General features: G+C 69.5%; 10 protein-coding genes. 1 reads left to right on the top strand and 9 read right to left on the bottom strand.

The window, feature by feature from the left end; all coding sequences use genetic code 11:
• From ACXJKR_RS10350 to tssK, 6 genes are all read right to left on the bottom strand, one after another.
• Positions 1 to 1425 (bottom strand): hypothetical protein (locus tag ACXJKR_RS10350; RefSeq protein ID WP_457322771.1); only part of this gene is annotated, 1425 nt, incomplete at its 3' end.
• A 147-nt stretch (positions 1426 to 1572) separates the two neighbouring features.
• Entirely contained in the window at positions 1573 to 3411 is a 1839-nt protein-coding gene (locus ACXJKR_RS10345; protein ID WP_457322770.1) for a type VI secretion system contractile sheath domain-containing protein, read from the bottom strand.
• 7 nt (positions 3412 to 3418) lie between these two features.
• Positions 3419 to 4030, bottom strand: a complete 612-nt coding sequence (gene tagF / locus ACXJKR_RS10340; protein WP_457322769.1) for a type VI secretion system-associated protein TagF — start codon at positions 4028 to 4030, stop codon at positions 3419 to 3421.
• Positions 4027 to 7569 carry a type VI secretion system membrane subunit TssM gene (tssM, locus tag ACXJKR_RS10335; RefSeq protein WP_457322768.1) on the bottom strand — a complete coding sequence of 1181 codons (3543 nt, stop codon included), beginning with the start codon at positions 7567 to 7569 and terminating at the stop codon, positions 4027 to 4029. The genes tagF and tssM overlap by 4 nt, the downstream gene beginning before the upstream one ends.
• Positions 7570 to 7571: 2 nt before the next feature.
• Positions 7572 to 8915, bottom strand: a complete 1344-nt coding sequence (locus tag ACXJKR_RS10330) for a DotU family type VI secretion system protein (RefSeq protein WP_457322767.1) — start codon at positions 8913 to 8915, stop codon at positions 7572 to 7574.
• A gap of 125 nt (positions 8916 to 9040) precedes the next feature.
• Positions 9041 to 10378: a type VI secretion system baseplate subunit TssK gene (gene tssK, locus ACXJKR_RS10325; RefSeq protein WP_056194134.1), complete on the bottom strand. Its 1338-nt coding sequence runs from the start codon at positions 10376 to 10378 to the stop codon at positions 9041 to 9043.
• A gap of 169 nt (positions 10379 to 10547) precedes the next feature.
• On the opposite strand from tssK, the gene ACXJKR_RS10320 reads away from it, so the two are divergent.
• Entirely contained in the window at positions 10548 to 11108 is a 561-nt protein-coding gene (locus ACXJKR_RS10320; protein ID WP_457322766.1) for an OmpA family protein, read from the top strand.
• A gap of 189 nt (positions 11109 to 11297) precedes the next feature.
• Here the strand turns inward: ACXJKR_RS10320 and ACXJKR_RS10315 are convergent, their stop codons facing one another.
• The 3 genes from ACXJKR_RS10315 to tagH form a co-directional block, all read right to left on the bottom strand.
• On the bottom strand, positions 11298 to 11705 hold the full coding sequence (locus ACXJKR_RS10315; RefSeq protein ID WP_057297205.1) for a DUF4280 domain-containing protein: 408 nt from the start codon (positions 11703 to 11705) through the stop codon (positions 11298 to 11300).
• Between the two features lie 171 nt (positions 11706 to 11876).
• Positions 11877 to 12626 (bottom strand): PP2C family protein-serine/threonine phosphatase, encoded by a 750-nt coding sequence (locus ACXJKR_RS10310; RefSeq protein WP_056194126.1) that lies wholly within the window; start codon positions 12624 to 12626, stop codon positions 11877 to 11879.
• Positions 12627 to 12636: 10 nt separating this feature from the next.
• Complete coding sequence (gene tagH / locus ACXJKR_RS10305; protein ID WP_056194123.1) at positions 12637 to 14400, bottom strand: type VI secretion system-associated FHA domain protein TagH; 1764 nt, start codon at positions 14398 to 14400, stop codon at positions 12637 to 12639.
• Positions 14401 to 14429 lie beyond the last annotated feature (29 nt).

Raw genomic sequence — 14429 nt, 5'->3', positions numbered from 1 at the left:
CACTGCGGCCGCGCGGCGGGTCTTCCATTCGTCCATGGCCTGGGCGGCACTCTTGCCAGAGCCTGGGCTGCCGCCGCTGCCCTTCTTCAGCAGCACTTCGATCGCGTCGAGCACCTTCTCCGAGTCGGCGAATTTGCCGGCCTTGGACAGCTGGGTGATGCCGGCCACCAGCTCCTTGAGGCGGGCGGCGTCTGCGCCGGCCAGCCCGGCCTTGATGCCCGCCTGCAGGCCAGCGAAGCGCTTCATGAAGCTGGCCTGCGCGCCGCCAGACGCCTTCTCGGTCGACGCGTCCGCGCCCTGTTCGTCCTCCTGCTCGTCGGCCTCTTCATCCTCGCCGCCGGCAAGCAGGGCCTCGATCTCGTCGAGCTCGGCGTCGGCATCGCCATACTTGTCGGCCTTGGTCAGCTTGGCGATCTCGGCCATCAGCTCCTTGATGCGCGCCGCCGAGGGGCCGCGCAGGCCGGCCTTGATGTCGGCATCCAGCGCGGCCATGCGTTCCACGAACTCCTCGCGGCCGAGGTCGTCCGCGGCATCGGCCGGATCGGCCTTGAGCAGGTGTTCGGGGATGTCCTCGCCTTCGGTCTCCTCGACCTCGCCGGTCGACTTGCGCACCCGCATCTTCAGGTTGAGCTTGAGCAGCTTCTTGAGCCAGAGCTGCACCTTCTTGAGGGTGGTGCCGGCCAGGCGGTCACTGACGAAGGTGAGCGCGTTCTTCTCCCACACCACGACTGCCTTCATGTCCTTCAGGATCTTGAAGGGCGCTTCGCCGGGCATCAGGCCCTTGAGGAGCTTTTCCTGCGCCGGGCCGACCGCATAGGCCAGGGCCAGGCTGGCGCTGGTCTTGCCCAGCACGATCATGAACCGCATCGGCCGTGCGTTGGGCTGGGGCTTGCGCAGCAGGGCGATGGCCGTCAGCAGCTTGCTCTTCAGCAGCTTGGTCTGCTTGGCGATGACGGCGCTGTTCGGGCCGCTGGCGGACTTCTGCGCGGCCAGCTCCTGCGTCTTGGCGTCCAGCGCCTTGCGGGCCGCCGTGACGGCCGTGTCCACGTCGGCACGGTACTCCTTGGCCGCCTTGACGATGGCCGCTGCCGCCGCGAGCGGCTCCTTGGGGAAGGCCTTGTCCTTCTTCGCTTCGCTCTCGAAGCTGGTCGCCGCGGTCTCCACCGCCTGCGCCTGGCTCAGCAGCGCCTTGATCTTGCCCTTCACGGCCGCATCGAGCTCGGCGGCGCGGGCCTTGGCGTCATCGGCGGTCTTGAGCTTGTCGGTGCCGTAGGCATCCCAGTCGAGCGCGAGATGCTGTTTGGTGAGTTCCTTGAGCGCGTCCGGCAACTTGGTGGCCGGGGCTTTCGCTGCCTTGGCCAGCGCGGATTTCTGCTTGTCCCAGTAAGCGACGCCAAGCGTCTGCGGCAGATTGACCTGAGCCATCATTCCCCCTAGTAGGCGGTTGATTGAAAAGAGTGGCCGAGGCTCCCGGCATTGGCGTCATGCCACGCCGGGGAGCTTCGATGAGTGCGTTGCGGCGCGTGTCTGGCGTGCTGACTCCGAGCGTCGGGGTCATCACAGCCCTTGCGATCAACTCAGTGACTTCAACAGCGCTTCCAGTTCCGCATCCACATCGGATTCGCTGTCTGCGGCGGCAGATTCGATCGCCGGGCTGTCGTCGTTCAGGCTCGCGAGCAGCGCATCGAGGTCGTCGCTGTCCGATGCCGCTGGTTCGGGTGCGGGCGCGGCGTCATCCGAATTCAAGCCGGCGAGCAGAGCGTCCAGGTCGCTGCTGTCGTCCGGGCTGTCCGATGCGAGAGCGGTGGTGGTGGTATCGGCCTGGGCCTCGGCATCCGCAGCCGCTTCTTCCGATGCTTCTGGTTCGGCATTGGCGGCGCTCTTGCGCCCTGGCCGCTGGACGGGCTCGGCCAGCTTGCTGCGCACAGCCAGCTCCACGCCCATGCGCGCGCCCGGCTTGGCGGCGCCGGCGGCCGGCGGCGTGAAGACACCCGCCACGGTGTCCGGGCCGGTGAGCTGCACCAGCGGCTCGCCCTTGTGCGCCATCAGCGCCTTGATGCCGTAGCGACCCAGTTCGGTCGCCACCATCGAGGAAATGAAACGCTCGGTGCAGGGCAGGGCCGTGCTGTCGCCGTCGGCATCGACGAAGTGGTGGAAGGGCAGGTCGTTGACGTTGGGCGCGCCGTTCTGGCCGGCCAGCACTGTCAGTGCCAGCAGCGCCGGGTGACCCCACAGCAGCCCGCCCAGGCCRTCGGCCATCGTGAATTCCTCGAAGGCGAAGGATGAGATCGGATCGCTGCGCTTGCCGTAGGGGTGGCGCATCAGGAAGCGCGGGCCGAGCAGGGCCAGGCGCTTGGACTCCGGCAGGCCGCGCAGCGCGGCGAAGGCGTCCACCACCAGCGGGTGCGGCGGCACGCGCGGGTTGCTGAGCTCGTCCACGGCCATCGCGGTGAAGAAGGTCGCACCGGCCGCTGCGGCGACCTTGGCCATGCGGCCCAGCAGCTCGGTGTGCGGCGGCGTGGCCTCGAACTGGTAGAGGCCGGCGACGTAGGTGTAGCCGCCGTCCTTGGCCTCGGCGGGCTTGCTCACCAGCAGGCGGTACAGGCCGCTGTCGGTCAGGTCGTCGCTGGCGCTCAGGTCGGCGGCGAACTCCTCGGCGCTGATGTCGATGAGATGCACCTGCAGCATCGGCCCGGTCTCCAGGCGGCGAAGCAGGAAGTCCACGCCGCGCCACAGCGACTCGGTGGCCTGGAAGTCGGCCTGGTGCAGCACGGCACGCATGCCGTCGGCAATCGCGGCGTCCAACGTGTTCAACAGACCCGCCTTCTCGGGCTTGGCCGCCGGCACGACGAAGGGGCCGATGACGTTGCGCAGCAGCGTGTCGATGCCGCCGCCGCTGTCAGGGGCGCTCGCGCGGCCGGTCAGTCGCGCGAAATCGTCCAGTCGGGCGCCGGCCGACGGGCTGGCGCCGCGAGCACGCGCGCCGCGGCCCGCGCGCGAGGCCTTCTGGGTGCTGCCGGCGAACTTGGCGACCTCGGCGGCGGCCTTGTCGAAGCTGGCGGTGTTGTTCAGGCGCTTGCGCAGGTCATTGAGCTTCTTGAACAAATCCAGCTCGCGGAACAGCGTGTCGGGGTGGAAGGAGTCGAGGTCTGCCAGCGGGATTTCGACCGGCGCGCCGTCGGTGCCCACCGGAAGGTTCAGCGTGATGTTCTGCTGGCCCAACCAGTCTTCGAGCGAATCGAATTCGACGGCGCGCGGCTTGCGGCGGGTGAGCTCATCGCCGGTGTCCAGGCGGCCGGCCGCGGCGCCCGCGCCGAAGTCGCCCAGCAGCGCAATGCGGATCGGCCGCTTGGCGGCCCATGCAGGAGCGGGGGCCGAGAGTTGGCCGTAGTTGGGGGTCCAGTCGCTCATGGCGTCCTCAGTCGGGTCTGAAAAGGGCGGCGAAGGCCGCGCCTTGGGGGAGGGCGGGCTGCACGCTCGGGCCGCCACCGGCATGCAGCCACAGGCTGCAGCCTTGCAGGCCGTCCCAGGCGGCCTGGCTCAGCAAGGCGGCCAGTGCCGGCGGCAGGCCGTTGTCGGGCAGGGAGGTCGGAGGCGGAACATCGGCCAGGGCCGCATCCAGCGTCTCCGCACTCCAGTCGTCATGCAGCGCGTTGACGGCGATCTCCTCGATCTGGCCGGCCCATTGCCACAGCGCGGCCACCTGGGCGCCGTCGTTGGGGCGCGGCAGGGGCGGGCTGATGACGACCAGGGGGAAGTAGCGGCCCACCCGGTCCACCGAAGGGATCATCACGCCGACGCGCAGGCCTTCACCCGAGCCGTCAGGCAAGGCGCCGGGCAGCAGCGCGAAGCGCCAGGCAGGGCTGGCGAGGTAGTCGTTCAGCCAGGTGTCGGGCGCGTCCACGCGCAACTGGTGCAGGCCGGCGGCCAGCCAGCCATCCCACTGCGCGATCCATTCCGGAGTCAGCCGGCGCGACGCGAAATCGCCGAGCGCCGGCAACTTGCCATACCAACCGGCAACGCCGCTCACAACGCCCCCGGGCAGCGGAACTGCTGCAGCTCGCGCAGCCGGAACGGATTGAAGACGCTGCTGGCCGTGACCTCCAGCCGGACGCGATGGCCGTCGAGGTTGATGACGACGACGAAGCGCTCGGGCTGTTGCGGCGAGCCCTGCACCTCGAAGCGGTCGAAGAGGCGGAACAGCGCCCAGGGGCCGTCGAAGGTGACCGGCGTGCCGCCCGGCTGGCCGCTGAGCTTGATCTGCGAACTCAGGCGCGCGCCCGGCCATTGCAGGCTGACCGCCTGGTTGCTGCCGGCGGTGAACTTGCTGACCTGGCCGTCGATGTCCAGCGTCAACTCCTTCAGGCCGTCGTTCAGCTCCAGCACGCGCACGTCGACGCGGAAGGCCGGGGCCTTGCCGCCGCCGCGGAAGAAGACCTCGCGCACGCGGGTGGCGCGCTGGAAGTCGGCCAGGGCCGCCGGCGACACCGGCTTCGCTCCATCTCCCGTGGGCCGGAAGCTCCAGGGGTTGGTGCCGACATCGACCAGGGGGCTGAGCTTGCGCGTGAAGAAGTCATCCATCATGCCGCCGGGGGCGAAGAACTGGCCGAAGTCCTCCGGCAGCACGTCGACCTTGGAGCCCTGTGCGACCGGATAGCGGCCGGCGATGGCGCGGCTGCAGAACTCGCTGACGGGCTGCAGTTCGCCGGTCAGGCTCTGGCGCTCCACCAGGCGGCTCTGGTTGTCGGCGGCCTCGGCCAGGGTCTCCAGCGCACCGCGCAGTGGCTCGGGCTGCTGGCCGGCGGCGGCCTTGAGCTTGCCGCCACCACCACCCGCGGGCGGCGGTGACTTGCTCTTCAAGGCCTCCTGCACGGCGCTGAGCTGCACATAGACCTCGTTGAACATCTTCATCACGTCGTCCAGCGGCGGCGGCGTACCGGTCACGAGGCGGCGCAGCGCGGCGAAGTGGTCGTCGACGATCTTCTCCAGCGGGCCGTCGCGCGAGATGGACGTCGGCGCCTTGGCCTGGTTCCCGGCCAGGCGGGCCAGTTCGCCGCCCTTGGCAAAGACGGCGTCATCGGCGCGCTTGTTCAGCTCCTTGTTGATGGTGTTGTCGTTGCTGACCGGGTCGATCAGCGTCGTCTCCCTGGACGCGGCGCGCAGGAAGGCGGCCAGCGGCGAATCCACCGCCGACACCAGGCGCGACACGGCAATGCCGCGGTCCAGGCCGTTGAGCTTCACGAGGCGCACGTCGGCCAGGTAGGCGTCCCAGACCTTGACGTATTCCTCCAGGTAGAGGCGGCGCACGCGCTCCACCAGGGTCTTGTCGGCCGCCTGCCGCTTGGCCGTGGCCGCGTTGGTGCCCAGCACCCAGGCCTCCTCGTCGGCGAGCTGCTTGGCCGTCTTGTCCACCGAGGTCTGGAAGGCCTTCTTGTAGCCGTCCTTGGTGAACATGCCCGGGATGCCCTGGGTCAGCGGCTGGCCGCTGGCACGCACGAAGACGTTAGGGCTCTGCGGGCCGGCCGCGGCCGCCACCGTGAAGGGCGGCAGGTCGCCGTCGATCTGGGCGCGGCGCAGGCGGCTGAAGATGCGGTATTCGAGCGGGTAGGCGCCCAGCATCTCGCGCACGCTGGACACCAGCGTCTTGTCCATGGGCTGGGCCACTTCGAAGGCGCCGCGCGACAGCAAGGCGTCGAGGTGGTTCTTCAGCAGCGCCACCTTCTCGGCGCCCAGGCTGCCTTCGAGGTTGGCGTCCCAGTCCAGGCCCACCCAGGCCTGCAGGCCCGGTGCGTCCAGATGCTCGGGCGTGTAGAGCATCAGGTAGGCCTTCAGCGACTCGTAGGCGAACTCGAGGTTGTCGCGGTTGGCGGTGCGCAGGCGCTCCTCCAGGCGCGCTGCGACGCGTGGTGCCAAGCCGCGTTGCAGCAGGCGGTGGTAGGAGACCTGGGCGCCGGCGTCGAGCTTGTCGCCCTGGAAGAGGCCGAAGCCCAGGCGAAGCGGCGGGTCGTTCAGCGCGAAGCCAGGCGGCTGGGCCGCGTCGCGGATGGCGGCCAGCGCTTCGGGCAGGGCCGAGGGGTCGCTGCCGCTGGTGGGCGGCAGGGCCTTGATGGTGTCCTGCAGGGCCGGCAGCTTGGCCTCGATGTCGGTGATGTAGCGCTGGTTGCCGAAGTAGCTGAAGCCCCAGCCGACCAGCAGCGTCAAGGTGACGATGCCGAGGGTCATGAGGCCCGCCAGGCGCAGCCGCGCACTGCGGCGCTCGACCTGGGCGTTCTGCCCCACCAGGCCTTGCTCGACGAACACGACCTTGCGCAGCAGGTGGTTCAGGAAATAGCTGCGGCCCTTGGCCGCGGCGGGTGGCGTCAGGCGGCGCTCGACGCCGAAGGTGCGGGCCAGCGCGCCGAGCACGCGGTCGATGGGCGTGCCCTCCTGCGTGCCGCTGGTGAAGTAGACGCCGCGCAGGCGCGGGGCTTCGTCGAGCGCACCGCTGCCGCCGAAGACGGTCTCCAGGTAGCCGCCCAGCAAGCCCTTGAGCCCACCGAACTGCTGCGGGAAGGCGAACAGGGTGGCGCGCTTGAGCGTGTCGCTCTCGGCCTCCATGCGTTCGATGAGGCGCTCGCGCAGGCGCTTCTCCAGCGACGCGAACTCGCTGCCGAAATTGGCGAGCGTCTCCTCGCCCGGCGCCATCGAAACCGGGAAGCTGAAGCCGAAGACCTGGTCGCGCTCCTCCTTGCCCATGGGCCCGAAGGTCTCGTTGAAGCCGGCCAGCAGGTCGCACTTGGTGACCATCACATAGACCGGTGCGCGTACACCCAGGCGCTGCTGCAGCTCCTGCATGCGGCCGCGCACGCGCGAGGCCTGCTCCTTGCGCTGGTCGGGCGGCAGGGCCAGCAGATCMTGCACGCTGATGGTCAGCAGCACGCCGTTGATGGGGCGGCGCGGGCGTGCCTTGCGCAGCAGGTCCAGGAAGGTGTTCCAGGCCGCGGCGTCCGTTTCCTTGTCGGAGTCCTGTGTGGCGTAGCGGCCGGCGGTGTCGATGAGGACGGCCTCGTCGCTGAACCACCACTCGCAGTTGCGCGTGCCGCCGACGCCGCGCACGCTGGCCTGGCCTAGCTTCTCGGTCAGCGGGAAGTTCAGGCCTGCATTCAGCAGCGCCGTCGTCTTGCCCGAGCCCGGTGCGCCGACAAAGATGTACCAGGGCAGGTCATACAGCGAGCTGCCGCCGAACAGGCCCTTCTTGGCGCCCGGCGCCTTCTTCAGCAGGCCCAGCGCCTGCGTGAAGCGCTCCTGCAGCACCACCTCTTCCTTGGCTGCAGCCGAAGGCCCGGAGCCCATGCCCTTGACGAGGGCGGCGTTGATGCGGCGGCGGCGCATCTGCGTCCACACCAGGCGCAGGCCGCCCAGCAGCCAGACGATGGCCAGGGCAATCCAGCGCGAGAAGCTGGTGTCCAGCGGCCGGTGCTCGCCGAAAGCGATCAGTGGGCCGACCCACCAGACCAGGGCCGAGATGACAAGCAGGCCGAACACGCCGAGCGTGACGGGGTGGAACAGGAAGGACAGGACTTTTTTCATGATCAGCGGTCCTGCACCATCAGCGTGACTTCGACGCGGCGGTTCTTGGCTCGACCGGCGGGGGTGGCGTTGTCGGCCACGGCCTCAGCATCGGCTCGCCCTTCGGCACGCAGCCGGCCGATCTCGACGCGCTCGGCCAGCAGGTTGCGGAAGGCCTCGGCGCGGGCCTGCGACAGATGCCAGTTGGACGGGAAGCGCAACGAGCGGATGGGCTGGTTGTCGGTATGGCCGGTGATCTGCACCTGGCCCTTCATGCGCTGCAGCGCCTCGCCGATGCGCAGCACCAGCGGCCGCAGCTCCGACGACACCTCGGCGCTGCCGGGGTTGAACAGGCCGTCGCCCTTGATGATGACGATGGAGCGGTCGGCCAGGTCATTGACCTGCACCAGGCCGGCCTTGACGTCGAGGTCCAGCAGGCCGGCCAGGCGCGGCGCTGCGGGTGGCGGCGTGGGCGCGGCGACCGCGGCGGTCTTGACGTCGAAGCCGCGCAGCGTGGCGAAGACGGCGTCCGAGTTGCCGTTGATGCTGAAGCGCAAGCCCACGTAGACGAGCAGCAGCACCAGGGCCGTGGCGGCCCAGATCACCCAGAGCGGCAGCTTCTGGCGCAGGCCGCCCTCGCCAGGCTCGGCACCCTGCCAGCGTGGCGACAGCGCCGGGTCGGGATTGAGGCCTTGGCGCAGCATCTGCGCCAGCCGGGCGCGCACGCCATCGAGCTGGGCGCGGCCGTTGTCGACGACGCGGTAGCGGCCCTCGAAACCGAAGGCCAGGCAGACGTAGAGCAGCTCCAGCAGGTTGCGGTTGGCCGGCACGTTCTCGGCCAGCTTGGCCATCAGCGCGAAGACCTTCTCACCCCCCCAGGACTCGTTGTGGAATTGCACCAAGAGGCTCTGCGCGGCCCAGGCGCCCGAGCCGCCCCAGGGTGTGCTCGCGGCGGACTCATCGAGCAGCGTGCACAGGATGTAGCGGCCGGCGATGACCTGCTCATTGGGCAGGCCTTCCGCGCGCGCCTTGGCCTCGAAGGCGCGGATGCCTTCGGCCAGGGCCTCCTTCAGCCCGGCGGGGTTGGGATGCTGGGCGCTGTGGCGCACGCGCGGCGCTGCTGACAGCAGCGGCATGGCGGCGGCCACCAGCGGGTTGAGGCTGGCGGTGGTGAGTGCCTCCAGCGCCATCGGGGCCTCTTTCCCGATCGGGCCGGCGGGGATGCCGGTTGGCGCGTGGCCTGGGGCCGCGGCCGGCCGGACCGGCGGCTGGGGCGCCGTCGTCGCCGCTCGGCCCGCGCTGGGCTTGATGACGGTGCGGTCCTGCCCGAAGGCGGCGAAGGGGTCGTCGTTGTTGGGATCGCTCATCGCATCAACCGATCAATTCAAAACACAGCCACGGAGGCACAGAGACACAGAGGAATTCAGCTTCCTTCCGGCTTTTCTCTGTGCCTCTGTGTCTCTGTGGCTGTGTTCGTGTTTCATGGCGCGTCTCAAGCGCGGATGGCCCAGAACTCGAGTTCGAGCCCCGGGAACTCGCCGGCGATGTGCATGGCCAGGCCGCCCGAGCTTTCGAGCTGCTTCCACAGCTCGTTGCCGCGGGTCTCCAGCTCGAAGTAGTTGTGGCCCGCGTGATAGGGGATCTGGCGCGGCGCCACCGGCAGCGGGCGCAGCGTGACGCCGGGCAGTTGCAGGTTGACGAGGTCGCGGATGCGCTCGACCGGGCCGATCTTGACCTGGGTGGGGAAGCGCGCCCGCAGTGCGTCGCCGGGCAGCTGGGCCGACACGGCGAGCACGAAGGTGGCGCTGCGCTGCAACTGCACGTCCGGGATGAGGGCGACGCGCACGCCGTAGGCGCGGTCCTGCAGCTCGATGGGGATGGCGGTCTGCTCCATCACCATGGACAGGGACTGGCGCAGGTCGTCGATGACCGGGCGGAAGGTGGCGGCGAGGTCGTCGTGCACATACTCGGCGTATTGGGCCGGGCGGCGGCTGTCGCGGAAGGTGGCGAGGTCGCCGGCCAGCGTCAGGCAGTCGCTGTAAAGCCGCTCCGGGTGCAGCAGCGAGACTGAGCGCAGGTGGTTGAACAGGGCCTGGTTGCGGTTGACGGCTTCCAGCAGCAGGAAGTCCGAGATCTCGCCGACACCGCCGCGGCCGGGAGCGGCCAGGCGGGCGGCAAGCGCTTCACCGCGCTGGTTCAGCAGGCCGCAGAGTTCGCGCACATAACCGTCCAGCACCGGGTGGGCCGGCGCATGCAGCAGCGGCGGCACGAAGCTGGGGTCCAGCACGACGCGGTTGTCGGCACGGCGCTCGACGACGCGGGCCACGCCCAACGTGGCGTAGCCCTCACCAGCATCGCGTTGCAGCATCAGGCGCAGGTTGAGCCGGCCGATCTGCAAGGCGGCGTCGCGGTCGAGCTGGGAATTGCTGTCGCCGACATTGACCTCGGCGGCCATGAAGCGCGGGCCCATGGCGCCGGCGGCCTGTTCGGCATCGGTCTCGACGACGCCCGGGCGCTGCAGGGTGACGGCCAGCACGACGATCTCATTGCGGGCGTCGGCCGGGATGTCCAGGGCCGCGGGTGCGGCATCGCCGCCCGGGGCGGAGAAGGCCGTGCCGTCGGGCAGCAGGCCCTGTGCCGAAGCCAGGCCCACCTTCCCCAGTGTCAACGAGGCCTCGTCCAGGCTCAGGGCCCCGAAGCCCCAGGCATAGGCCACGGCCTGCTGCAGGCGTTGGCGCCACTGGTGCTCCCAGTGGCGGTCGTGCTGCTGGAAGTGCTGCGGCTGGAGGAACATGCCCTCCGTCCAGATCACTCGGTCACGCCAGGTCATGGATGGGATCGCCTCAATGGAGCAGAAAAACAGACGGTAAGCAGCCACGGCGGCCTGCGATCAGGCACTGAGTGACTGTGGGGCGCGCTTGGTTCCCCGCTCCATCGGGAACCAATCGGCAGCGACGGTCACTCAGACAGCGGTTCATTCCGCCACACGAGTACCCGTCATGAAGAAGTTTCGCCCCCTCCTGATCCTTTCCTTGTGCGGTCTCACCCTGAGTGCGGCAGCCCAGACGCCGGAGATTCCCCCTCCAGCGGCGTCCGCTGCCGACGCGGTCGACCTGGGCAAGACCGTGCCCACGGCAGAKTCCATCGCCGAAGGCCTGTTCCCTGACGACAAGTGCAAGGAACTGGAGGCTTCGGGCTTCAAGTGCATGGGCTTCAAGCCGGCCATCAAGTACTCGCTGCCGGCCACGGCCTTCAAGGTGGGCTCGGCCGAACTGCCGCCTGTGCTGAAGAAACAGCTCGACGTCTTCGCCGACGTGCTCAAGACCAAGAAGAACAGCGACCGCAAGGTGCGCGTCATCGGCCACGCCGACGCCTCGGGCACGCCGCAGKCCAATCAGGCCCTGTCCATCAAGCGAGCCGAGTCGGTGCGCGACTATCTCGTCAGCAAGGGCACCGATCCGGCCTTGCTGGTCATCGAAGGCGTGGGCTCCAAGGACCTGAAGAATCCCGCCAAGCCCAACGCCGACGAGAACCGCCGGGTGGAGATCGGGCGGAAATAAGAAGCCCCTCGTCCGGTCTCGCCGCGCTGAACGCGGGCGTGCCCAACCGGTCCCCCGAGGGGACGGCGATGCTTGCGGCATTGAGCCGCAAGCACATTGCCCAGCGGGYCGGCTTGGGAGCGGCCCGGCGCTCGGCCCGAAAAGAGAAAGCCGCCCGTGGAGGGCGGCTTTCACTTTAGGATTTCCCGTTCAGGGCACCATCTCGGTCATCTGACCGGGTGACACGATGCTGACGACGCCGGCATAGGCGCACATCAGCTTGGAGGTGTTGTTCAGCACCGGCATATTGGCCAGCATGACGGTCGGGGCGCCTGGCACCCAGGGCGCGGGAAAGACCGGCACGCAGGGCATGGGCGTCAGCGTGAACACGCCCTGCGCCGCCGCCGTGGCGGCCGCGGTGGCTGCGGCGACCGTCGGGTTGGCCATGCTCTTGCACGGGCCGAAGGGCTGGATGTTCACCATGGGCTTGTTGTCCATGATGTTGGCCGCAAACTGGTTGCTGGTCTTCATCTTGTTCAGCGGCAGCACTTCCAGCGCGCTGGGCTTGGAGCCGAAGGTGCACATCAGCTGAGCACCCTTGCAGACATGTTGAGGCATGGCGCTTCTCCTTAGGCGATAGGGCCTGAGTATTGCGGGCCGAGCGACGGGCCGCTCCCTAGCCGGCCCGCGTTGGCGACTAGCTTGCGGCTCAATGCTGCAAGCGTCGCCGTCCCCGCGGGGGACCGACCGGACGCGCCCGCGTTCAGCGCGGCGAGACTGGGCGAGGGGCTAATCATTCTTGAGCCAGAGGGCCAGGCCGGTGAAGTTGTCGTGGTTGGGCTTGTCGGCCGCGGCCAGCCGCACGCGCTGGCCGAGGTCGTTCAGCCAGGCTTGCGGCTCTGCCGCAAAGGACAGCGCGATGGCGATCTCGTCGTCGGTCAGCCATTCCCACAGGCCGTCGGTGCACAGCATCAGGGCCTCGCGACCCTCCAACGGCCAGGGTTGGGGCGCGACGCTGATGTGCAGATCCTCGCCCTGGGTGCCCAGGGCCGAGTAGAGCTCGCTGCGCTTGGGATGTACCCGAGCACCGGCCTCGTCAAGCAGGCCGCCGTCGATGAGGGACTGCACCAGGCTGTGGTCGCGCGTGCGCTGGGCGAGAACGCCATCGCGGAAGGCATAGAAGCGCGAGTCGCCGCAGTGGCCCCACAGCGCGGTGCGCTCCTGCAGGTCGATGGACAGCACGACCACCGTGGAATGCATATTGCGCAGCTGCGGGTTGGCGGCGCGCTGGGCGAGCAGCTCGCGGTTGGTGTCCGCCAGCAGGGCTTCCAGCGCCTGCGGGTGGTGGGCGGGCAGGCTGGCATAGCCCTGCAGCACATGGCTGACGGCGAGCTTGGACGCGATGTCGCCGCCGCCATGGCCGCCAGCGCCATCGGCCAGCACACAGCACAGGTAGCGCTCGGAATGCCAGTGGCCGCAGGCGTCCTCGTTGTAGTCGCGGCCGCCCTGTTCCGACATCAATGCGAGCTCGATTTGCACGGGGCTCCTTCTATCGTTGTTCTTGCTCAAGCGCGTCGAGCTGCGCTTCATAGGCGCGCAGGAACTCGCGCCCGAAGACCTGGTGGAAGTCGTCCGACAGTTCACCGGCGATCTGCTGGTATTCGTTCTGGAACACCGACCAGAGCTGGGCCTTGCGCGCCGCGGGCAGCAGGCTGGACAGCACCGACTTCTGCGTCAGCCGCGATTCCAGCTGAGCGGGGTCGAAGCGCTGCAGCAGGCCTTCGAGCGCGGCGCGCATGCCGGCCAGGAAGGCGAGTTGGTGGGCGCGCAGGTCGTCGAAGGCGTCGCGCAGGGCGCGATGGGGTTCGATGAAGCCGCGCACCGACGGCCCGAGCAGGTGGCCGAGCGCCACCTCGGCCGTGGGTGAGAACTTCAGCGGGTTGTTTTCCTTGGCGACGATCATGGTCGCCTCGGCGCGTACTTCGCGCTTCAGGGCCGCACGAGCGACCAGCAGGTCCACCGTGCCGCGCGCCGACTCGTGGACGAGCTGGCCCAGCAAGCGCATGAACTCGGGCGTGAGACCACCGGCCGGCAGGTTGGGAATCCCCAGGCCTTCACGGAAGGCGGCCAACAGGGCGGCTTGATCGGCAGGCATGCCTGGAGCCATGGGTGTGGGCTGGGCGACCGGTGCTGCCATGGCCGGCGGCGGGGGCGGCGGCATCAGCGGTGCGGCGGGCGCTGCCACGGGCGCGGCGGCTTCGGGCTTCTTGCCCGCCCGGATGATGGTGCGGCCCTCGCCGGCGCTGTCGTTCCAGGACACGACGGCGCCCGACAGCGTGCCGGATGGATCCAGGGCATTCAGCGCAGCCATGGAGGCGGCCGGCGGCCGGGGCCGCTGGCCCGTCGATGTCGACGATGCCGGCGCGTTGGGCGCAATGAAGGGCCGGTTCAGCTCCGAGGTCGTGTCTGGCAGCGCCTGCCCGGCCGCGGCGGGCAGCATGCCCAGGGCCTGCATCGGGTCGGCATGGCCCGCCATATTGGGCTGGGCGACGGCCTCGCCGAGCAGGGATTGGGCCAGCGGGTTGTTGCTGGCGGGCGTGGGCGCGCCCAGGCCGAACAGCATGTCCAGCGAATCGCCGCCGGCACCGCGGCCACTGCTGGCGCCGGGCAGGTCGGGGATCAACGGTGCGGGTGCGCCGGCGCCCAGGTCCAGGCCAAGGGCACGTGCGCCGGCCGAAGGCGCCGGGGTGGCTGCCTGCCTGGGTGCGGCCACCGGCGCGAAGGGGTCCCAATCTGCCGGGATGCCGCCCATCGCCGCGGGCGGTGGCGGTGCGGTGAAAGACGGCGCCGGTGCGGGCGGAGCGGGAGGATTGGGGCCGCCGAAAAGGCCGAGCGGGTCGGCGGCCGCCACGTCACGCCGAATGCCCGGCTGGGTCAAAGCCGTGGCCGGTGCCATGCCGAAGAAGTCGGCAAAGGGGTCGGCCGCAGCGCCGCTGGGGCTGCCGGCTTCGACGACGAGGACATAGCCGCCGATCTGGATCTGGTCGCCCGGCTTGATGGCTGCCTCGCGGCCCTTGCCGAGCTGGATGCCGTTCACGCTGATGGCATTGCTGCCCTGGTCGACGATGCCGAAACCGCTGCTGGCGCGGAACAGCACGCGGGCGTGCACGCGCGAGATCGTGCGCTCGGGGTCGGGCAGCACCAGCTGGTTGGTGTCCGCGCGGCCGATGTCGCCGCCGAGTTCGTCGAACTGGGCGGACAGCGGCTGGCTCACGGGCAGCCCGTTGAAGGTGGTGACGTTGAGGCGAATCATGGTGAGCGATTCTCAGCGCGGCATGGGTC

This window comes from Roseateles sp. P5_E11 (assembly GCF_054049355.1).
This window is presented reverse-complemented; position numbering and strand designations above follow the sequence as displayed.

Bases quoted from the DNA above. Each gene is read 5' to 3' on its own strand.
- ACXJKR_RS10330 (WP_457322767.1), bottom strand. From the start codon at position 8,915: ATGAGCGATCCCAACAACGACGACCCCTTCGCCGCCTTCGGGCAGGAC.
- tssK (WP_056194134.1), bottom strand. From the start codon at position 10,378: ATGACCTGGCGTGACCGAGTGATCTGGACGGAGGGCATGTTCCTCCAG.
- ACXJKR_RS10315 (WP_057297205.1), bottom strand. From the start codon at position 11,705: ATGCCTCAACATGTCTGCAAGGGTGCTCAGCTGATGTGCACCTTCGGC.
- tagH (WP_056194123.1), bottom strand. From the start codon at position 14,400: ATGATTCGCCTCAACGTCACCACCTTCAACGGGCTGCCCGTGAGCCAG.